Source organism: Candidatus Tisiphia endosymbiont of Dioctria linearis (assembly GCF_964026545.1).
Classification (GTDB): Bacteria; Pseudomonadota; Alphaproteobacteria; order Rickettsiales; family Rickettsiaceae; genus Tisiphia.
On record NZ_OZ032156.1, the window covers coordinates 363,642 to 384,758 of the forward strand.

Annotated in this window: 25 protein-coding genes and 1 tRNA gene; 4 read left to right on the top strand and 22 right to left on the bottom strand. The window is 31.9% G+C overall.

The genetic code is table 11. The features are described from left to right. Window positions 1-98: 98 nt before the first annotated feature. From AAGD42_RS01700 to rpmF, 4 genes are all read right to left on the bottom strand, one after another. Complete coding sequence (locus AAGD42_RS01700; protein ID WP_341753028.1) at window positions 99-452, bottom strand: MerR family transcriptional regulator; 354 nt, start codon at window positions 450-452, stop codon at window positions 99-101. Next, window positions 442-738, bottom strand: a complete 297-nt coding sequence (locus AAGD42_RS01705; protein ID WP_341751043.1) for an HU family DNA-binding protein — start codon at window positions 736-738, stop codon at window positions 442-444. The genes AAGD42_RS01700 and AAGD42_RS01705 overlap by 11 nt, the downstream gene beginning before the upstream one ends. Before the next feature lie 71 nt (window positions 739-809). Next, window positions 810-1,763, bottom strand: a complete 954-nt coding sequence (locus tag AAGD42_RS01710) for a beta-ketoacyl-ACP synthase III (RefSeq protein WP_341753029.1) — start codon at window positions 1,761-1,763, stop codon at window positions 810-812. Window positions 1,764-1,769: 6 nt separating this feature from the next. Continuing rightward, window positions 1,770-1,970, bottom strand: a complete 201-nt coding sequence (gene rpmF / locus AAGD42_RS01715) for a 50S ribosomal protein L32 (RefSeq protein ID WP_341750951.1) — start codon at window positions 1,968-1,970, stop codon at window positions 1,770-1,772. 106 nt (window positions 1,971-2,076) lie between these two features. Between rpmF and AAGD42_RS01720 the strand changes: the two genes are divergently transcribed. Together AAGD42_RS01720 and AAGD42_RS01725 are read left to right on the top strand one after the other, a co-directional pair. Next, window positions 2,077-2,538 (top strand): outer membrane protein assembly factor BamE, encoded by a 462-nt coding sequence (locus tag AAGD42_RS01720; RefSeq protein ID WP_341753030.1) that lies wholly within the window; start codon window positions 2,077-2,079, stop codon window positions 2,536-2,538. A gap of 112 nt (window positions 2,539-2,650) precedes the next feature. After that, window positions 2,651-2,725: transfer RNA gene (locus AAGD42_RS01725), tRNA-Glu, on the top strand. 63 nt (window positions 2,726-2,788) lie between these two features. On the opposite strand, the gene AAGD42_RS01730 is transcribed toward AAGD42_RS01725, so the two are convergent. Further along, window positions 2,789-3,043 carry a hypothetical protein gene (locus AAGD42_RS01730; protein WP_341753031.1) on the bottom strand — a complete coding sequence of 85 codons (255 nt, stop codon included), beginning with the start codon at window positions 3,041-3,043 and terminating at the stop codon, window positions 2,789-2,791. 836 nt (window positions 3,044-3,879) lie between these two features. Between AAGD42_RS01730 and AAGD42_RS01735 the strand changes: the two genes are divergently transcribed. Further along, window positions 3,880-4,143, top strand: a complete 264-nt coding sequence (locus tag AAGD42_RS01735; RefSeq protein ID WP_341753032.1) for a hypothetical protein — start codon at window positions 3,880-3,882, stop codon at window positions 4,141-4,143. A 261-nt stretch (window positions 4,144-4,404) separates the two neighbouring features. Here the strand turns inward: AAGD42_RS01735 and AAGD42_RS01740 are convergent, their stop codons facing one another. From AAGD42_RS01740 to AAGD42_RS01790, 11 genes are all read right to left on the bottom strand, one after another. After that, complete coding sequence (locus AAGD42_RS01740; RefSeq protein ID WP_341753033.1) at window positions 4,405-4,650, bottom strand: acyloxyacyl hydrolase; 246 nt, start codon at window positions 4,648-4,650, stop codon at window positions 4,405-4,407. Between the two features lie 48 nt (window positions 4,651-4,698). Then, window positions 4,699-4,950 carry a hypothetical protein gene (locus AAGD42_RS01745; RefSeq protein WP_341753034.1) on the bottom strand — a complete coding sequence of 84 codons (252 nt, stop codon included), beginning with the start codon at window positions 4,948-4,950 and terminating at the stop codon, window positions 4,699-4,701. Further along, window positions 4,947-6,335: a S41 family peptidase gene (locus AAGD42_RS01750; protein WP_341753035.1), complete on the bottom strand. Its 1,389-nt coding sequence runs from the start codon at window positions 6,333-6,335 to the stop codon at window positions 4,947-4,949. Before AAGD42_RS01750 ends, AAGD42_RS01745 begins: the two co-directional genes overlap by 4 nt. A gap of 7 nt (window positions 6,336-6,342) precedes the next feature. Continuing rightward, window positions 6,343-8,328, bottom strand: coding sequence for a DNA topoisomerase IV subunit B (gene parE, locus AAGD42_RS01755; RefSeq protein WP_341753036.1), 1,986 nt, complete (start codon window positions 8,326-8,328; stop codon window positions 6,343-6,345). A gap of 36 nt (window positions 8,329-8,364) precedes the next feature. Further along, a complete protein-coding gene (locus AAGD42_RS01760; protein ID WP_341749805.1) occupies window positions 8,365-8,541 on the bottom strand; it encodes an HIG1 domain-containing protein in 177 nt (58 codons plus the stop codon). A gap of 207 nt (window positions 8,542-8,748) precedes the next feature. After that, entirely contained in the window at window positions 8,749-10,422 is a 1,674-nt protein-coding gene (locus tag AAGD42_RS01765) for a proton-conducting transporter membrane subunit (protein WP_341753037.1), read from the bottom strand. Further along, the gene (locus AAGD42_RS01770; protein ID WP_341753038.1) at window positions 10,416-11,885 is read right to left on the bottom strand and encodes a proton-conducting transporter membrane subunit; all 1,470 of its coding nucleotides are present in this window, start codon (window positions 11,883-11,885) and stop codon (window positions 10,416-10,418) included. The genes AAGD42_RS01765 and AAGD42_RS01770 overlap by 7 nt, the downstream gene beginning before the upstream one ends. Continuing rightward, window positions 11,885-13,582, bottom strand: coding sequence for a proton-conducting transporter membrane subunit (locus AAGD42_RS01775; protein ID WP_341753039.1), 1,698 nt, complete (start codon window positions 13,580-13,582; stop codon window positions 11,885-11,887). The genes AAGD42_RS01770 and AAGD42_RS01775 overlap by 1 nt, the downstream gene beginning before the upstream one ends. A gap of 5 nt (window positions 13,583-13,587) precedes the next feature. Beyond that, window positions 13,588-13,947 (bottom strand): Na+/H+ antiporter subunit C, encoded by a 360-nt coding sequence (locus tag AAGD42_RS01780; RefSeq protein ID WP_094649174.1) that lies wholly within the window; start codon window positions 13,945-13,947, stop codon window positions 13,588-13,590. A 36-nt stretch (window positions 13,948-13,983) separates the two neighbouring features. Further along, window positions 13,984-14,730: a P-type conjugative transfer protein VirB9 gene (virB9, locus tag AAGD42_RS01785; protein WP_341753040.1), complete on the bottom strand. Its 747-nt coding sequence runs from the start codon at window positions 14,728-14,730 to the stop codon at window positions 13,984-13,986. A 1-nt stretch (window position 14,731) separates the two neighbouring features. Then, a complete protein-coding gene (locus tag AAGD42_RS01790; RefSeq protein WP_341753041.1) occupies window positions 14,732-15,427 on the bottom strand; it encodes a VirB8/TrbF family protein in 696 nt (231 codons plus the stop codon). Between the two features lie 301 nt (window positions 15,428-15,728). On the opposite strand from AAGD42_RS01790, the gene AAGD42_RS01795 reads away from it, so the two are divergent. Then, entirely contained in the window at window positions 15,729-16,970 is a 1,242-nt protein-coding gene (locus AAGD42_RS01795; protein ID WP_341753042.1) for an MFS transporter, read from the top strand. Here the strand turns inward: AAGD42_RS01795 and fdxA are convergent. From fdxA to AAGD42_RS01825, 6 genes are all read right to left on the bottom strand, one after another. Further along, window positions 16,967-17,287 carry a ferredoxin FdxA gene (fdxA, locus tag AAGD42_RS01800; RefSeq protein ID WP_341753043.1) on the bottom strand — a complete coding sequence of 107 codons (321 nt, stop codon included), beginning with the start codon at window positions 17,285-17,287 and terminating at the stop codon, window positions 16,967-16,969. The two genes, AAGD42_RS01795 and fdxA, sit on opposite strands and share 4 nt — an antisense overlap. Continuing rightward, window positions 17,284-17,985 (bottom strand): heme ABC transporter permease, encoded by a 702-nt coding sequence (locus AAGD42_RS01805; RefSeq protein ID WP_341753044.1) that lies wholly within the window; start codon window positions 17,983-17,985, stop codon window positions 17,284-17,286. Before AAGD42_RS01805 ends, fdxA begins: the two co-directional genes overlap by 4 nt. Next, the gene (locus AAGD42_RS01810) at window positions 17,970-18,818 is read right to left on the bottom strand and encodes a metal ABC transporter substrate-binding protein (RefSeq protein ID WP_341753045.1); all 849 of its coding nucleotides are present in this window, start codon (window positions 18,816-18,818) and stop codon (window positions 17,970-17,972) included. The genes AAGD42_RS01805 and AAGD42_RS01810 overlap by 16 nt, the downstream gene beginning before the upstream one ends. A 61-nt stretch (window positions 18,819-18,879) precedes the next feature. Continuing rightward, a complete protein-coding gene (locus tag AAGD42_RS01815) occupies window positions 18,880-19,215 on the bottom strand; it encodes a nucleotidyltransferase domain-containing protein (RefSeq protein ID WP_341753046.1) in 336 nt (111 codons plus the stop codon). A 2-nt stretch (window positions 19,216-19,217) separates the two neighbouring features. Further along, window positions 19,218-19,658, bottom strand: coding sequence for a nucleotidyltransferase substrate binding protein (locus AAGD42_RS01820; protein ID WP_341753047.1), 441 nt, complete (start codon window positions 19,656-19,658; stop codon window positions 19,218-19,220). Window positions 19,659-19,803: 145 nt separating this feature from the next. Continuing rightward, on the bottom strand, window positions 19,804-21,036 hold the full coding sequence (locus AAGD42_RS01825) for a CCA tRNA nucleotidyltransferase (protein ID WP_341753048.1): 1,233 nt from the start codon (window positions 21,034-21,036) through the stop codon (window positions 19,804-19,806). Window positions 21,037-21,117 lie beyond the last annotated feature (81 nt).

A 21,117-nucleotide genomic window follows, 5' to 3' on the forward strand; every position in this document is an offset into this window, starting at 1 on the left:
AATTACTAATTCACCTTACGCATAACCTCCATAATAGTTCAGAAATTGGAGAAAATACAAGATGCTTATTAGCAAGAACATGGTCAAAGCAATCCTTTCTAATCACTTTCCTGGATTGCTTTGTCGCCACAAAGTGGCTCCTCGCAATGACGGCTTCCAGAAATAATTTGCTGGATAGTTAACGATAATTCATAAAAATTTTTGATTAGACAATCAATCTTATTTATTTGATTACCTAGTAGCTCAAGAGGCGATTCTAATTCTATCGATACACTCTTTGTTGTCATCTGGGTTTTCAAATACTCAATATCCTGGCTTGTATAATATCGTCTATTACGTATCTTATGTATAGCTAGGTTTGGCAACATACGCTCTAGATATCTTAGCTGGTGAGAGTGAATATTTAGAAGTTTTGTTACTTCGCTAATGGAGTAATATTTTTTATCCTGCATTTTTATTAATTAATAATTTTAATTTTTTAGCAGGTATAAAACGTATTACTTGTTTTTCTGGAATTATCACCGCCTCTTTTGTATGAAAATTTATACCAGGTCTAGGTTTTTTTATGCTAGTACAGAAGCTGCCAAAACCTTCTAACGTCAATCTTTGCTTGCTTACTATTTGCTGAATATTGCTAAATATTTGTTCAACTATTTCTTCGCATATAAGGTTTGATAGCCCCAATTTAGCTTTTAATATATAAGCAATTTTTTCTTTAGTAATAGTAGTATAGTTAATTGATTTGGACTCACTCAAGCTGGTCTCGTCTCTCTCATCATCATTAAATCCACCTGAATCAACCATAATTGCTACCATCTGATTAAAGCCGATCCCCAAGTTACTCCAGCACCAATAGCCGTGAAAAGCAATATATCACCTTTTTTGATATTACCATAAGCTTTAAGAGAAGCAAGGGCTAAAGGAATTGAAGCAGCCGAACAATTAGCATGTTTTGCAACCGTTTTTACTACTTTACTTGGATCGATTTTTAGTCGATCTACAACGGCATCTATAATTCTTACATTTGCCTGATGTGGAATAAAATGGTCAACATTCTCTGCAGTAAAAAGATTATTATACAATATTTCTTCACATGTCTTACTCATCTTTTCTACTGCCTGTCTAAAAACTTCCTGTCCTTTCATTTTTATTTTACCGCTTCTGCCATTGCTGCTTACACCACCATCAGTGTAAAGAATATCACAAGAACGACCATCTGAATAAATATTACTATCTATTACACCGGAATTATCATCGCTATATTGCAGAATTACCGCACCGGCACCGTCACCAAATAAAATACAAGTATTTCTATCGCTCCAATCTATTAGAGACGACATTTTTTCAGCACCAACTAATAATATGGTTTTATATTTTCTAGATTTCATCAAAGAGTCGGCAACATGTAAACCGTATATAAACCCCGAGCATACTGCCTGTAGGTCAAATGAAGGTACATTACCAAGCCCTAGATAACCTTGTAACTTAGAGGCGGTAGAAGGAAAACTATTGTCTGGAGTAGTGGTACAGGTAATTATCAAATCTATAGATGCCGGATTTAATCCAGCATCATCTATAGCACTCTGACTAGCTTTAGTAGCTAAATGTGATGTATATTCATCATCAGCTGCGATATGTCTTTGTAATATACCAGTCCTTGAGCGAATCCATTCATCGTTAGTATCAACCGATAGCGATAATTCTGCATTAGTAATAATACGCTCCGGCAAATAGGCACCACACCCAAGAATTTTACAAGTCATTGTGGTTTATGCTACTTCTTCATCTTTTTCTTGCTTCTGGACAATAACTTGACGACCATTATATGTGCCATCAGCTAAAGATATGTGATGAGGAAGCTTATATTCTCCCGTCTGAGAATCTATTACTACATTAATTTTACCAAGTGCAAGGTGAGAACGTCTCATGTTGCGTCTTGATTTTGATGTTTTCTTTTTTGGAACTGCCATATAGCCTCTTAAAAATTACACTTTAGAATAAAAAGTATTTGTCAAATCGATATAGCAGTATATTATATTTCCATTACAAAATCTAGGTATTTTAAACACAAAATTTATGAAATTCATTATAATTCAAACTTTTCTTATTTCATCTATATTACTCACATTGTGTAGTTGTAAAACTATAGAATCAAGGGGGCAGTATATTGATGATAATTTATTAACTACACTTGAAGAAAAAAAACTTAACAAATCGGAAGTAGAAGATTTAGTTGGTACGCCAACAATTATACCTGACTATACTCCTAATACTTGGTATTATGTTCAACGTTCTTTAGCTAGGAGAGCATGGCTTGAACCAAAAGTAATTGAACAAAAAATAGTAAAAATTACTTTTAATAAAAAAAATATAATAGAAGAAGTTTTAGTACTTTGTGATTCGCATAAAGATGATATAAATATAATGGGAGAATATACGAAAACTTATGGTACAGAATTAAACGGACTACAAAAATTTGTAAAGAATATTGGTAGGTTCAATAAAACTACAGAGGGAAAAAAGAAAAAGAAACGATAAAATCATGCTTGCAATATTTCATAGATATTGTATAAACTGAACGCTACTAGTTCTTAAAATCATTCAAATAGATTCATTGCTAAAGAATTAATAGACGGACTAAAGAGTTTATGGCCCCTTCGTCTAGCGGTTAGGACGTTACCCTTTCACGGTGAAAACACGGGTTCAAGTCCCGTAGGGGTCACCATTTCTGTACAAGTTGCTACTTCTTTGCAATTCTGTGAGTGGAAAAGCCAGAACGTAATGCAGTTTACAACCCTCGAGTGTTAGGTTCAAAAATATAAAATTTAATAATTCCCTTTTTTTCAGCAATTGTCGAACCTTTAAAAGTTTCATAGGCGTTTGTACTGATACTTATAAGGTCTGCAAGCTTTTTAGAAAGCTTATCATCTACTTTGTCATAACTCTTAATTAATTCAGTTAATTCATATTGTCTTTCCTTTAATTGAACTTTCTTACGAAAAAATTCTTCTCTAGTTAAAGTGCCATCTGCTAAGAAATCCATCAATCTATAGAGTTTATTTTGAATAACAGTATGCTCTTGCGAAACTAGAGTAGAAAGAAAATAGGAATTTGTATTGCAAAAAATCAATTCACTGAATTTATGAATGCAATATGTTTTAATTTGAAACGCTTAACCGTTCTGACTATGTAAAATTAAGTATCTGACAGAACAAAAAGCTAAAATTTATAAAAAAATTGCAATCTTTTAAAAACATCAGAGTTGATGATTTCTTTGTAATTTTTTGGACAAAAGATTTTCTTTGAAATTAGAACAATTTTTTATCTTTCAACGATCCCATAATGTTTGATTGGAGGGGGAGATGAGAAACAAACAGATATGACTAATATTTATTGGGATTTTGAGAAAATTACAGAAAAAATAGACTGTTTTTTTGAAAATATTACCAAATTATTATGGAAGATTACGGAGGTTAATTAATGACAATTTCTACACCATTATTCCTGATCACTTCACCAACTCTTCAGGTTAATTTTAATTGAGTATATATCTAAAAAAATTAGCTTTGTAGCATTTTAGCAATATATTTTTTTTACCATTATAATATCATAAATTGGCTAAATTATTGATATAGCAAGGTTTTATACTTAATTAGAAACCATATAATCTTTACAATAAATTCAATTTAAATTAATATAATAAAAAATAAATATTAATTTAATTTAAATTTATATATAATTTTTGTAGTTTAATTACTATGCTCTATGAAGGTTTCTAATTGAACTATTTATTAGTAGCAAAATAGCTAGAATTAGGTTACTTTAGAAGCTTTAACATAATCTAAACCATTGTAAATAATATTTAATAGAAGGTATAAAATGCTAGAAAATAATTCAGAACAAGAAGATGTATGGCGTAATGAATTGGGGGAAACATATGAAGAGCAAGAGGATCGTTTAGATCGTGAAGAATCTGTTAGAAAACGCAATGCCATTATATTTGTTTTTCTTCCTATGCTAATTGGATTTCTAACATTTACTTATTTTTTCCTTAATTCAATAGAAGAAAAGAATAAATTGATGAAGCAACAGCAATCAACAACTATCAATAATACTCAAGATACAAAGAAAGAAAATAATTGAATTGTATTGTAAAATCTGGGATAGTCAATTTGTATGGTTGTATCTTGAAATAGGTTTCTAGAGATTTAGAGTAAAAGCAAGGGATGATAGGCTCTGTGAACAAAATTTAAATTGTTTAGATTTTGAGTATTTTTAAGCGAAAATTAATAAGATTTTTGCCGGAATAGTTAGTTCTATTTCAAAAAAATCTTATAATTTGCAGCTAAAAAGAGTCGAAATCTAGACAATTAAAATTTTGTTCACAGAACCTAGGTAAGTCTATTAAAATTTATAACCATACCGCATACCTAAATTAGTTAAACCAGGGTTAAATTTCCCATGACCAGCATTAGATAAGTGGTCAATAATTACGGCGACACTGTGCTTCTCTTGAATCATTACACCTAAACTAAGACTTTCTCTAAATAAGAATCTTGTTCCCAAGGCTCGTCTTCTTTGCTGTAATTTTTCTACTTCACCATTATGAATTCCAAATCCAAAAGTTGCCTCTAAAAATACATATTTCATGATATCAAAATGCCAAGTAATCCCAGTATAGATATTGCTAGTATATTTCTAATTGTTAATATTTGTCCCTATATGAGGATAACCAAATAAAAATTTGTATTCGTCACTAAAAAGATATTCTAAATTAATGTCAGAACCCTTCTCATAACGTTGTCTTAATTTACCCTTTAGTCCAAATTTATACCCTAAATCATGTCTCAATACTCCAATTCTCATTTCGTCAGCCATAGTTCTTGAACCAATTAATAAAAGAATTAAAAAGATTAAGTGATGTATTTTTTTATATTTCATAGAATTCAATGCCCTTTTGCTTTATTAGTTAAAATTAGTCCCATAATCAAATCATAAGCTCTAGCAAATTGATAATCTTTTTTATAAAGATCAGATAGTTGGTCTAGAGTATTTTTCGATTCAGTCGTTTTTGTTTTATCTTTATCTTTTGTAGTATCATCTGCTTTCTTAATAGGCTCTTTATCTTTATTTGTAGAGTCTACTTTTTTATCATCATTTTTTTTGTTATCGTTTTTTAAGTAATTTTTTAAAGAAGCTTCAGAGAATCTTCCATCTATCATTTTTGTTTCAGGATATTCAACTTTTACCATCTCAACAAATATGTCAGGTTCGATACCCTCTGCCTGAATTGAACGATCATTAGGGGTATAATATTTAGCCGTAGTAAGCTTTACAGCCGCTCTAGGACTGATTACCGAAAAGCTTTGTACAGATCCTTTACCGAAAGATTTTGTGCCAAGTATTATCGCTCTTTTATGATCTTGCAAGCTACCAGCTACAATTTCTGCAGCTGAGGCAGAGCCAACATTAATAAGAACAATCATCGGAACTAATGGAGCTTTTTCTGCAGATTTATTGCTATTAAATACTGAGTTACTATTTTTGGTTCTTCCCTTGGTAGTAACAATTACTCCAGAATCAATAAAATATTCGCTAACAGCAACAGCCTGCTCTAACAAACCACCAGGATTATTACGTAAATCTAGAATAATACCCTCTATGTTATTTTTACTACCATCTTTTAAAGTTTTCATAGATTTTTTTAATTCTTCAATGGTATGTTCATTAAAAGTTCCTATTCTTATATAAGCTATATTATTTCTTTCTAAATGAGCTTTTACTGGGGTAATGGTAACTATTTCGCGGATAAGTTCAATTTCTTTTGGCTTAGATTCACCTTCTGTAATTACCAGTAATTTCACTTTTGTTCCTGGTTCTCCACGCATCTCTTTGACGGATTTATGAAAACCCAAAGTTGATACAGACTCATCATTAACTCCGACTATATAGTCTCCGGCTTTTATACCTGCCTTATAAGCTGCTAGATCATCAATAGGGGAAATGACTTTGATGGCACCATTATCATACTGCACTTGAACACCAATACCGCCAAACTCTCCTTTAGTCTCATTAAGAAAATCTTTTAGATCCTCATCAGTAAAATAGCTAGAATGGGGATCTAGCGAAGTTAACATGCCTTCGATAGCCGCATCAGTCATTTTTTGTTTTTCCGGTTCTTGAACATAGTCTTTATTAATACGCTCAAAGACCTCTTGAAATTGTTTGAGATAAGCTGTATCTGATAATTCGTTCTTTTTCTTTGGTTCTTCAGCAAATGTGATATTGGCACAAAAGATAAAACTTGATAATAACATTATAAAGCGTATGAACATAGTACTCCTAAATATCTAAATTGTTTATAATTGTATCCATCTTAATTAAAGCCTGATTATAAATGAACTGAAAACGTTTTTCTGGTTTTTTGCCCATAAGATCGTCTACTATCTTAGCAATATTATCAAAATCATCTATAGTAACTTTTAAAATGGTTCTATTTTTTGGGTTCATTGTTGTTTCTTTTAACTGAGCTGGCATCATTTCACCTAACCCCTTAAATCGACCAATATCTATTTTAGCCTTACTATTTTTTAATAATTTAGCAGTTAAATCAGTTTTTTGTTGATCATTTACTGCATAATAAGTTTTATTAGATTGGGTTAATCTATAAAGAGGTGGTTTGGCAAGATATAAATGACCTGAAGATATTAACTTCGGCATACGAAGATAAAAGAACGTCATTAACAATGAGGCGATATGAGCTCCGTCAACATCCGCATCTGTCATAATTATTATTTTTTCATAACGTAAATTCTCCTCTCGATAATTTTTAAGACTACCACAGGCTAGTGCCACCTCTAAATCTTGAATTTCTTGGTTGTTAGTAATCTTCTCGAAAGTTGCATTAGCAACATTCAAAATTTTGCCTCTAAGAGGTAAAATAGCTTGTGTTTCTCGATCTCTTGCCTGTTTAGCTGATCCCCCGGCAGAATCTCCTTCAACCAAGAATAATTCTGTCCCATTAGGAGAGGTTCTTGTACAATCTGCTAATTTACCTGGTAGTCGCAATTTTTGTGTAGCAGTTTTACGTGAAATATTTTTTTCGTTACGCTTATTTATTCGGTATTCCGCAATATTAACTATATGTTCAAGTAGCTGGTTGGCTACGAGTTTATTACTACTCAACCAATGATCCAAATGGTCTTTAACAATGTTCTCTACTATTTTATTAATCCCAGGCGAAACCAATTTTTCTTTTGTTTGCCCTTGAAATATTGGCTCTTGGATAAATATAGAAAAAACAATAGAAGAAGTTTCTAGAATATCCTCAATAGTAAGTAAAGTGGTTTTTTTATTGCCGGTCATTTCACCATATACCTTTATACCACGCAGTAATGCACTACGCAAACCTTGCTCATGGGTTCCACCAAGAGGGGTAGGAATAGTGTTGCAATAGGATTGAATAAAAGGTTGGTCTTCATTTTTATGCCAAGCAATTGCCCATTCCACTTTTATGTGATCCTGATCCCACTCAATATTACCACAAAAAATCTCTCCACTAACTAAATCTTCCAAATTTATTTTAGAAATTAAATAATCTTTCAAACCATCTGGAAAATGGATGAGAGCTGTTGCTGGAACATCGCTTTTAGTTTCAATTTCACATTGCCACTCTATCGTTACCCCTCTATACAAATAGGCTTTTGATTTGGCTAATTCATATACTCTTTTTGGTGAAAAGGATGGTTTCTCTCCAAAAATTTCTGGGTCAGGATGAAAATTGATAGATGTTCCCCTTAATTTTTTGGCAATATCTTCGCTGGTTAAATCATTCAATTTTTGCCCTTTGGAATAAGATTGCTTGAATAATTTACCCTGCTTATATACTTTAATCTCTAAGTAGTCGGATAAAGCATTAACAACCGAAATGCCAACTCCATGTAAACCACCTGCTGTTTGATAGACATTATTCGAAAATTTACCACCAGAATGAAGGTGAGTTAAAATTACCTCAAGAGCAGATTTATCAGGAAATTTGGGATGATTATCGACAGGAATTCCTCTACCATTATCAGAGATAGTGATACTATTATTTACATGCATCTTTATGGTGATAACGCTAGCAAAACCAGCAACAGCTTCGTCCATAGCATTATCTAGCACTTCCGAAACAAGATGATGCATAGCATTCTCGTCCGTCCCGCCAATATACATACCAGGACGTTTACGTACAGGCTCAAGCCCTTCTAATACTTCAATATCTTTTGCTGTATACGAATTATTAGTTTGAGGCTTTTTTTTCTCATTAAAGATAAATAGATCAAGCATATTATGATGTTAACTTACAAGTTTTTGATGGATATACTATTTTGAAAGATAGAGAAAAGCAAGAACACATACAGCAATTGCTTGAAATATAACCCGTAACGACATTAATTTGGAACTAAATTTTTTGTCAATTTTCCCGCCAATAGCCATAGAGACAACACCTAGCACTAAGACTAATGTAGTCAAGCTTAAAGCAATTAATATATATACCACAAAATTATCTCTAGAAAAACAATTTAGAAAATATTCGCCTATTTAAAAGTGAATAAAAAATCATTGAAAATATACTAGAATAATCCAACATTTGCAAATCCAATTCGTAGGATTCTGCAACAGAACAGTTTAAAAGTCGTAGGCAAAAACAATCAGTGTCATTGCGAGCTGATGTATCCCCAGGAAATTGTTGCAAAATAGCAAGAATTATCTGCTAATTAGCAATAGGGTAAAAGTAATTAACAATATAATTACTACTAATAGACTTGTTGATTGATTATGCAAAGATTTTATCTTACGTAAAGCATTTTTTTCTACTTTTTTCAAAATAGGGTATTCCGCCCCTAGTCTATCATTAAAATCGTGTCCCACTAAGTGATATTTGTAATAAATACGACGAAAATTATTTTCAACAAACTGAAATAAATCTAAATTTATGTTAGCAGTTGAACGTCTAGAAATTTTTTTACTAAAAACCACACTAAGCAATATACCTATTATTATTACTACTACTTGCTTTACTATATCCAACCAATTTGTATCAAGTGTTTCAACAGGATAAGATGACCATACTAATTTTAAGCCTTGCTCTAAAAAGAAATTAGTTGCCAATACAAACGATAGCATGACCAATAAGCTGACTCTGCTCAAAATATTCACTATAGGATAAAAGTCATTAATTAGATATTTGTATTTAACCGTAGAAAATAAAGCTGCACATGTTATAATTTTTAACAGGAAAATAGCATAATAATTAATATCCTGATCCAAAACATTGGTCACAATAATTTTGCTAACAAAACTAGCAAGAGGAGGTAAGGCTATAATGAATAATACACTAACTATTAAACTACCAAGCAATAAAGGGCTTCTCCATGAGTAAAGCCCTTTTATCTCAGAGCAATTTTCTACATTACCTTTATCTATTAATATAGCAACATATAGACCAAATAAAGCTTTATACAATATATGGACAAAAAGAAAAACTATGATTCCTAAATTTGCTTGTTGAGATTTTGTGCCAATGGCAATCACCATGAATCCAAGCTGAGAAACAGTAAGATAACAGACTGATCTTTTGATGTTATCTTCTATACAAGCATAAACCCCACCATATATAATCATTAATAATCCAAAGAATTTAAGTATTTCTAAACCACTAAATAATTTAAGAAGTATAATGATCGATATTTTACTAGTAAAGCTGGTTAAATATATCATCCCTGAAGTTGAGGCAAATGGATAACAATTAACAATCCATCCGGAAAAAGGTATGCTCGCTACATTAATTAAGCAACCACTAAGTATTATAACATAAAAGATAAAAGAAGCATCTCTGTTCTCTATCAATTGGCTAAGAGAAATAATTTGTATGTTAGAACTATTGGTGATTATATAACTAATCCCTATTAAGATAAGACTACCACTTATAAGATGCGTAAGGAAATACTGTCTTGCCGCCCTAATACTATTTTTACAATTACCGTAAAAAATTAACAAAGTGGCACATATCATCATCATTTCTAGAGCAACAAACATCGAGATAAAATCCCCAGCAAATAAACAGATCAAGGAAGCTGCTGAGTATAAACTACCTATCAATACCTCAAATTTCCTGTTTTGGCTAATGGCATATAGGTTAGTCACCAACGTTATCGCCATAAAAGCAAGTGCTATTAATTTATTTTCATTACTAAAATTAATAATAAAACTATTATTATACAGATTAATTACCGCCTCATTTTGGCTATTAATTAATAATATACCAGCAACTATTGGATAGATTATTGAGGTAATATAAAATGTCTTTCTAAATTTAAAATAGAGAAATAGAATAAATAAAGGAATAAGCAAGGCTGAGTAGTAAAACATACCTACCATATAAATATAAAAAACTTCTTAATAAAAATCTGGATAAAATAGAATAATATGACGCAACATGTACATATAATTAGGCTAACCATCATGGTAGTAGGCAGTTTATTTTCTAAAACCATTTTATAACTATTAGCTATAGTTGGTTTATAAAGAGATATCACAAGCTTTGCTAAATAAAGTGCAGAGAATAAAGTACTTAAAGCTAGCACTCCCATAACTAATATTTGATTTTGTTCAGCAGCGGCAAGCATAATATAAAACTTACTAATAAAACCACCAAAGGGGGGAATGCCGATTAACGATAAACTGGCAATACATACCATAAAGCTAGTTTTTGGCATTTCTTTGCCAGCATTGATTAGGTCAGATATCTGGTTAGTCTTCTTTAAGCTATAAATACTTCCCATTCCATAAAATAAACAGATTTTAGTAAATGAATGTGAAGATAAATGTAGGATAGCTGCTCCTATAGATTTTGAGGTAAACATGAAGCTACTAAGTAAAGCTATCCCTAATTGGTTAATCGTAGAGTAGGCTAGAATCTTCTTAATATTATCACTAGTTAATGCCTTAAAGGAACTATAAAATATGGTGATAATAGGTAAGAAAATGATCCAATTAAATTCGGCAAAAATAGAGTGTAAATATTTAAGACCAAAAATATATATCAGAATTTTATAAATACAAAAAAGTCCAGTTTTAACAACTACCACTGCATGTAGCAAAGCACTTACAGGGTAATGTGCTACCATTGCCGCTGGTAACCATTGGTGCAAAGGATATAAGGCTGCCTTTGATGTGCCAAAAATAAACATTAATAACAAAATTATGGTTTGATTTTTGGAAAAATAATGCTCGATAAAACCTTGGGATGTAAAGTCACCATGCCCTGCTTTAGCATAAATAATTATTATAGCTGGCAAGAATAGTAATATCCCTGAGATCATCAATATTTTTAAATATTTATAGACTCCTGCCATAACTTTATCTCCACCACTATGACCAATTAATGGAGCAGTTGATAATGTTAATATTTCATAAAAAATAAACATCGTAAAGAGATTTGAAGATAATGCTACCATCCCCCCAGATAATACGCTTAGATTAATGAAGAATAGAAAACGACTAGAATTATCAATATTATTAATTGCCAAATATTTAGTGGTGTAAATTAATGCACAAATCCATAAGAAGCTCAGTAAGGTTAAGAAAATGAGACTGAGAGCTTCTAAATGCAATCCAATAGCAAAATTACTAAAGATGGTTATTGATAGATTGGCTCTTACGCCCTTCAGAAATAACCAATCAATAATTAAAATATTGACAAAAAAGAAGCTACTAATGGTAATTAATAAAGAGTTACGCGTATTATTATCACTATTACTGATAAAAGGTGTAACTAAATTTAACATAGCTAAAAGTAAAGTTGATATAATCAAAAAACTAGGGGTGACAGAAGGGTACATTAACGCCCTCCTAATAGTTGTAATTGGTTTAAGAATATTGGTAGGAGAAGTTGTATTACACTAACAAAAATTAGCCCATAATATTTATACTTAGTGTTAGACTGTAATAGTGTATAATTAGAGTGATTAGCATTTAACCATAGTAAACTGGCGTCATTGCGAGAAGGCGTAAGCCGACGAAGCAATCCAATTTTATTGTTTTCCTGGATTGCTTCGTCGCTACTATAAGTAGCTCCTCGCAATGACAACTGAGAATTTGGCATGATATTAGTCGGGTTAGCTGTATAATTAGAGTGATGCCAACATAGTTTTTTGGCAATCTTATAATGATAAAGTAATGACATAGCAGAACTGATAACAACAATCACCAACTCGAGCCACAGATTTTCAACAATCAACAACTCAAAAATAGAAAGCTTAATGAAAAACATACTACTTATTGGCAAACCACAGCTACAAATTAGACTAAATACTACCAAGACACGCCATAACATACTGGTATAGTCAATTGATGAGAAGTTGGTGACGTCGTCACTCGTCGCTCGCCTATTACTTATAGGCGTCGCTCCATCGCTCCTAGCACCAAATCCTCCTGAATTGACTATACTGGGTACGCTATGAGTATCAAAATAAGCAATTATTAGAAATAGAGCAATCTTATTAAGGCTATCAGCTAACAAAAATGGAGTTAGGATTAATTCACCTCTAGGAACAACTAATAACAAAAATATATAACCAATTTGTACTGCCGAAGAATATATCACAATATTTCTGACTTTTTCTTTGCTTCGGCAAGCAAAATATGTACATAAAATAATAGTTACCAGAGCGATCGGTTTGATAAAAATTGCTAAATCATTAATGATTATACTATAGTCAATGGTAAAATGAATGAACCTCAATATTATATAAAGACCCATTATACTGGAGATACTGGCAAGATATGTCAAAATGACCGGAGCAACCGAAGAATAGCTTCGTATCATCCAAAAATGCATCGGGAAAAAAGCCGTTTTTAATATAGCACCAATTAGAAAAAAACTAATAGCTAGCTTGACTATTTTGCAGTCATAATTTGTCTGAAGTAACATTGAAATATCTGACATATTAAGGCTGCCAGTGCTACTCAATAAAAATCCAATGGCTATTAATATTAAAGTTGCCCCGACTGTACCTAGCATAAGATAATCGAAAGCACCGATAACAGCCTTGAGGTTATTACCCTGTGCCATTAGGGCATAAGCACTTAATGAAGATATTTCAATAAATACATAAAGGTTAAAAAGGTCATTAGTACTCAATATACCGAGATATCCGCTATGGGCAAATAATAAAAGTGCATAAAATAACGATTGCCTTTTTTTATCAATAAATTTAAGTACGGTAGTTGCCAGCAATTTGTTACAGAAAATTAGAAAAAATAATAATACACCATTAATGTAGGTAATTATAGGTTGATTCAGGTAGTCTAGCTTATATTCAATACCTATGGGAGCATGCCAATTACCAAAATCATATGACACGGCACCTTTATTAATTACCGATAAACCATAAATACTTAAAAATAAACTTAGTGCAATCGAAATAACTGCTATAATTCGAGTGACAAGCACATAACGAAAAGTTAGTATTGAAAATAACGCCCCAAAAAATGGTAGCAATACTTGTAAAGCTGGAAAATGTTTAATTAATATCATTTATTTCAATCATTCGGAGTCGCTTCGCTAAAATTAATTTCATGCTCCGATATAGTATTAAATTGCTTAGAAATACGATAAATCAAGCTAAGCCCTAATGACAATGTAGCAAAACCAACAACAATAGCCGTGAGCATTAGCACCTGAGGTAATGGGCTTACATAAAGCTGAGAATTCTGCAGTAAACTACGCTCAATTGGCACAATACCTCCATTTACCTTACCAAGCATCAGGTAAAAAATTAGCACAGAGCTTTGCATAACACTAAGTCCTATGATTTTACGAACATAATTATCACTGATTAACATTATAAACAAACCACTAGTTAATACGAGCAGTGTTAAAAAATATAAAATTTTTGAGATATATATAGCTTCTAAAAACATTGTTACTTAACTTAATTAATACGGCTTAAATGCTTCATTAAACACGCATACTATTTTTTTGCCATGACGTATTGACAGTTTGTGAAATACCTGTTCAATAATCACCATATTAGCATTATCTTGAGCAAGTCGATAATTTACCATCGATTCTCTAAGAGCTTCATCAACTGCAAAAATAGCTGGTAACTCAGCATTTTTATCTCTAAATTGTAAGTAAGTATACACTCCATCATCAAAAATTTTAATTGGGGCAATTGATTCATTACCACTTATTGAATAATTAAAATTATATTTCTCAGGATGAGATAAATCTAGGTTAGCTGAGGATGTAACATAAGTTTGCAAATAATCCCCTGAATTTTCATCATCAGGATAGATAAATCTTAAATTAAAAACCATTTCTGGATCTCTCATATCCGAAGCTTCTGCAGCATATAGTTCAAAAAAGTAAGTTCGCTTGTTAGTAATAATCGTCATATTAGTGGTAGCATCTTGTTCCATTGGCTTAATGAAAATTCGATGACCGGCTGGTACTATTTGCCAAGAAGTAGTATCCCCCATGGAAATACTAACTATTTCCTCCTCTTTTGCTAGCTCTATACTAGTTTGATAACCGTAGTATCCGGTGAACTTAAATACATCATCGGGACTATACACCATTACCCTAATTCTGCTATCGATCGGCAATGGTCTAGATTCTCTAACAGCTAAAGCAGTATTTACAGAAAATACTACCACAAACAATATTATTAATCGCTTCATCTTATTTCTTACTTTTATCTTCTATTAACTTAAGTCTGTAACCAGTAACCACAAAATTAAAATTTGAGTTAGGAGGTAAATGGATGTTAATGGCATCTATTTCAAAATTTATTGTCGCTTGCCATACCATATTTTCCAAAATATCATTAGCGGAGTTTTTTGCTATCGATGTAAATATGACCTCAGCCTTATTATTTTTATGATAAACCACTGATAATATATTAACAGAACGCCTTAAGGATCTTTGGTAACGCATAACTGGTGACAATGAGTTGTCAATATTCATAAAATTGGCAAATTGTCTAAATATTATACGTGTAGAACTATTCTGAATAAATATAAACTGGGGGCGAAGAAAATCATAGTCATAAGATTCTCTGTGTATCACGTAATTTCTAATCATAATGTCTGCAATAGAATTGATGGCATCACTTTTTATATGATTAGCATTAGTTATCGTCGCGCTTTTAAGAGATTCAGCACTAATTGCGTATCTTACCTGTCGAACTGCTGGTAATAAAGTCTGAAAATTAACCACCACAGCTAGAAATAATACAAAGAAAACTACGGTAAATATCAATAAAAATGATCTTTGTACAAGTGGATATAGATATTCAAAATTATACCATCTTCTAGCATCAACAAAATATTCACCAGACTTAATATATTCTTGAACAGAACTTAATACCTTATCCATTAGCCTAAAATAATTGATTACCTTACTTAGGCTCTGTGTACAGAACCTAATATCGGATTCTAGCACATATTAGCAAAGAAGTTATTATTTTTTTATAAAAATTATTCTTTTATGCTAACCCGACTAACATTATGCTAAATTCACAGATGTCTATTAGCGAGGAGCTACTTTAATAGCAACGAAGCAATCCAGGAAAATGATTAGACTTTCCTTATCCTAAACTCGCATTTATATTGAAATAAGAAAGGAATTGTGGTATTTAATCTTCCAAGACTAAAAGGTGGTGATATAACTCCTGAATATGTTAACTAATCGCAAGCAATCTTATTTTATTTGTTTCTTCTTTCTAGGGATAGTGTCGGGAGGAAATTTTTCATTAGTCTCATTTACTATTAACTACCAATTATCACAAGCAGGATATTCAACTGATATTATTGGTGTAATGTTTCTAACATCCATTCCATATTGCTTAAAACCAATATTGGCACCATTTATTGATAAATATTCTATACCTATTATATGTAGGAAATTTGGTCAACGTCGTGGATGGACACTAGCTGTACAAGCGTGTTTATTAGTTGCTATTAGTGGATTTTTAATTATAGCCCCCCCTGTTAACATAGCTATTACTGCCATTTTAAATTTTACTATTTCCTGTTGTGCGGCAACTCAAGATATTATTTTAGATGCCTATCGTATAGAACGCTCTGCAACAAAGGAAGAACTCTCAATTGCTACAACTTTTAGTAGCACTGGCTTTCGCATAGGAATTCTTATTAATAGTACAGGGGCATTATATGTATCTTGCCTCTTTAATTGGTATTTGGTATATCTATGTACCTTTTTTATAACAATGGCTGCTCCGGTAATAATCTTATACATGCAAGAGCCTGCTATAAAAAAAACAGAGCATATTTTTACTAATTTAATTTCATTTACTCAATATTCTAAAGTTATTGGTGATAGCTTACTATTATTAAAACGAAACCATCCGAATTGGATGTTCGTTATGCTGTTTATCTTTCTATATAAAGCAAGCGATTCAATTCCTATGGCAATGAGTTCTCCATTATTTATTGACTTGTCCTTTACCTCTCAAGAAATCGCCTCTATTTCAAAAACCTATGGATTCGTGCTAATGACCTTAGGGGGGATTATTGGTGGTGTATTAACCGCAAAAGTAGGAATATCTCGAAGTCTCCTAATATGTGGTAGTCTACAATTACTATCTCCCTTGATGCTGATGTTTTTATCTATAGTAGGTCATGATATAGTTATATTTACTATAACAATTACTGTACAAAATTTCTGTTGCGGACTTGGTAATACTGCTCTTACTATTTATTTTTCTAGTTTATGCAATAGCGAATTGATTGCCACACAATACTCAATTATTGCCTCTTTTAGTTCTTTCGTACGCATTATTTTATCCTGTTTATCTGGTATTTGTGCAAACTATGTGGACTGGTCCAATCTTTTTTTATTCACTACCTTATTTAGCATGCTACTTGTATTAGCTTTTTTAAGGATAAATAAAATTTAAGCTCTCTCCATATATTTTTCAAATTTATTTTTCTCGTTCTGATATTTATCTGCATCCGGTAGGGCTGGTTTCTTAACCGTAATATTTGACCATTTACTGGAAAAAAACTTAGCTCTCTCTATCCAGTCAATCAGCTGTTCTGATTCTGGCTTAATAGCTTTAACCGGACACTCACTCTCACATACTCCACAATCAATACATTCGTCAGGATTAATTACCAACATTAACTCCCCTTCATAGAAGCAATCGACAGGGCATACTTCTACGCAATCAGTATATTTACATTTTACGCACTCATCGGTAACAACATAAGTCATAAATTGTCATACTCCTTGAATTTAGCAATTAACATGCAAGATCTCAAACCCAACACTAATAGAAAATATAGTATGCTACTTATAAACATTAGCACTAAGGGTAATAACATAGAATTATCAATAGTCGGACTACCTAGCCTTAAAATGCTTGCTGGCTGATGTAAACTATACCAAATATTTACCGAAAATTTTACTATGGGAACATTGATAAAGCCAATTAAAGCAATCACCGAGGCTGGTTTTTCAGTACGGCTTATCCTATCACCACTATTCACCACCACGATATAGCTTAAATATAGTAAGAATAATACGAACATTGAGGTAAGTCTAGCATCCCAAACCCACCAAGTTCCCCAAATAGGCTTTCCCCATAATGCCCCTGTTACTATACTAATCATACAAAAAACTGTCCCAATAGGAGCACTTGCTACTGCCACTAAGAAGGACATTTTAGTTTTCCACACTAGGTTAGACAAACTACAAATAGCTATAAATGTATAAATACCTAGTGCCATCCAAGAAGCTGGTACATGAACATACATAATCCTAACCATATCACCTTGTTGGTAATCTGGTGGCGATACTATCAAAGCTTGGTATAACCCCAACCCCATTACTACTAACATTGCAACTAGCAATAATGGTAACATGGTTCGTACTAGCTTACTAAAAAAATAAGGATTTAATAATTTAAGCATTTAGACACTTGATTAATCATTTTTAAATATTGATTATAAAATAAATCACTATTGATGTTAGTCGTTTGCCAATTCTCACTCTCAACCTCCACTATTTCTACTTTAAAATTTTTATAAAGAGCAACATCTTGCTCTGTACTTAGTAATAAACATTTACTATTGGACATGCTTAATAAATGCTCAAGATTACTGATATATCTCAGGCTTTTCTGATCAGAGCTATATAATCTTGCAACATTTTTTTGACTATTATTAAAAAAATATTCTAGACTATCACTAAGTAAGATAACATCTGTTAAAGACGTTAATCTTTGATGTTTGATTTTCGTAAGCTCCTCTATTTGTTTTTTTGCTTCTTCAAGATTTTGGTAAATAGCTGAACTAATCTCAGGAAATCGTTGAGATAACACCTGAAATAATTGTTCTAATAATAGTTTTACATTGTCTAAATCAAGCCAAATATGCCAATTATCATAAGAGTTATTGCTAATAATTCTTAGCCCATGAAAATTACTAATTTTAATGACATTTTTACTATGACCATTCATTAATTTGCCAGCAAAGCCATCAAATTGCTCATCTATATAAAATACAATATCTGCATTTTTAACTTTTTTAAGATCACTAGGTCTTAAATTATAATGATGTGGGCAATCATTGTTATTGGCAATAGCAACAATTTCTGCTTGGTCTTTCACTAACATCGCTATAATGCTTGCTAGTGGGGTTATACTAGTAACAATTTTCACCTTACTTCTACTGGCAAAAGCTCCATAATTAAATAATATGATAATTATAGCAATAAAAATGCTAGCACTAATATTAATTTTCATTTTTTTTTAATTTTTTTATGATCAATAAATAATCTGTTCACTAACAGACTTTAGTTTACTACTACAAACGTTGAGTTTTATCTGTAAAATGATCATGTGTAAATAACAACAGCATATTATTATCAATATGATCCTTAAGAGGAGAACAGGTGATCAAATCATAAACTTGTAAGTCTATTTTGATTGGTAAATTACTGTCATTAAGTAGCGTAAATATACGATCCATAGTCTTCTCATCAAGTGAGCCATAAATTACTAGGTCAATATCGGAGTTAGGACGGTAAAGACCAGTAGCACGTGAACCAAATAAACCAACACGATCGATTTTCTCTGAGAAGGGCAACAAAATGCTACGCAGTGTATTTAATTGTTTTGCACTTAATCCATGGTTAGACATGTTTACCTTCTATATTCTGCTGCAAGTTCCAACATTTTTAGATTCATGTTCTCTAATTCAGGATAATAATTTTCTTCAATATCTATAATAATCTTCTCAAATTTTTTGAAGTCATAAGTATGTGACATTTTATTACGAGAATCTAGAGCATCCATCCATATTTCACCATTCTTGATTAAGTTAGCAGCTATTGATGCTTTAATTACAGCAGCTGGGGTAATGGTTTCCAGTATAACACCTTTATATTCCAGATAATCTTTAAGTACTTTCCATGTCAATTCCCATGTATATTCGAAACGTTGAATAATTCCTTCTTGTTCTAACTGGCTTACCTTACGTTCTCGCATTATATATATAGCCTCACGTAATAAAGCAAAAGCACGTTTAAAATTATCAAAACGATATAACCAACGAGGTTTTTCTAAGTTACTAAGTATAGTCATATTAACTCTGCATCTAATATAGTCAATTGAGGAGAAGTTGGGGGCGTTGTCGCTCAATGCTCGCCTATTACTTATAGGCGTCGCTCCATCGCTTCTAGTCCCAAATTCTCCTGAATTGACTATAGCATTTCCCTAATTTAGTGCCTTAAGAATTTATTGTATGACAATTATTATAATTCTTCAAATCATTTGAGTATAATTCAAGTAATTGATGCTTACTAAGCGTAAAATCACTTGCAATCCAAGACTTTTTTAATTTACCTATCACTGTGCCAATGTCTTTACCATGAATATTTATTTTATGCAAGTCATGTCCGTTGATAGGAAATATTGGTCGTGATTTAGCATTGTATATATCTAGAAATTTATTTGCTGTAGCTCTGTTTAATTTGCCTAATGATAGCAAGATATTTATACATTGTAGATAATCTGCAGGATAATCTGCAGTTTCCCACCAAATTTCTCGTAATGTAAATTCGTTGATTTCTTGATTAATAAACCTATATATAGTAATGATTTTGCTTGCTTGTTGCCGAGAAAATTTTAAATTTAATAAATCACTTAGTGATAAGTTATTTATGTGGTAGAATAAAAGTGAATATCTAGCGTAAGGCTCTAAAGAGCCGCAATTAATTGCTTCCATCAAAGGTTTTTTATCAAACTTACTAACTGGTAATATTATTTGCAATATGCCATTATCAAACATTTGTTGCAAAATATTAGGACTATTATCTGAGGTAATCAATTTGTCCATTTCCCATTTTACCCGTTCTTTTGATAATAATTTGAGATTTTCTCGCAATTTAACGCAAGCATCTAACCCATTAAGGTCTAATTGTCTTGCATAATAGCAGGAAAAACGGAAAAAACGTAAGATACGTAAAAAATCTTCCTGAATTCGTGCAAATGCCTGTCCGATAAATATTACTTTTGATTGTTGTAAATCGTCTATTCCACCAAAATAATCATAAATTTTATGCTCAAATGGACAATAACTTAGTGCATTAATAGTAAAATCTCTTCTAGCAGCATCCTCCATAAAATCGTCAGTAAAAACAACTTCAGTGTGTCGACCATCACATTTCATGTCTTTTCTAAGTGTAGTAATCTCAAATGTTTCATTATTTAATAAAGCCGTAACTGTACCGTATTTTATGCCAGTTGGGATAACCTTAATGTTGGCTGCTGATAAAATATCTGTTACTTGCTGCGGTAATAAATTGGTCGCTATATCAATATCATAATTGACAACATTAAGGATAGCATCACGAACAGCTCCCCCGACAACCCTTGCCACTCCACCACCTAGTCTAATTATTGACAAAATTTCTTTGTAATAATTGGATTGAATAGATAATTCTCTTGTTATAATATTCATTATAGTTCCACTATTGTCATTCTTAGCAACGGCGGGAATCTAGACCCCTGCTTACGCAGGGGTGACACCTGACTTTTTGTT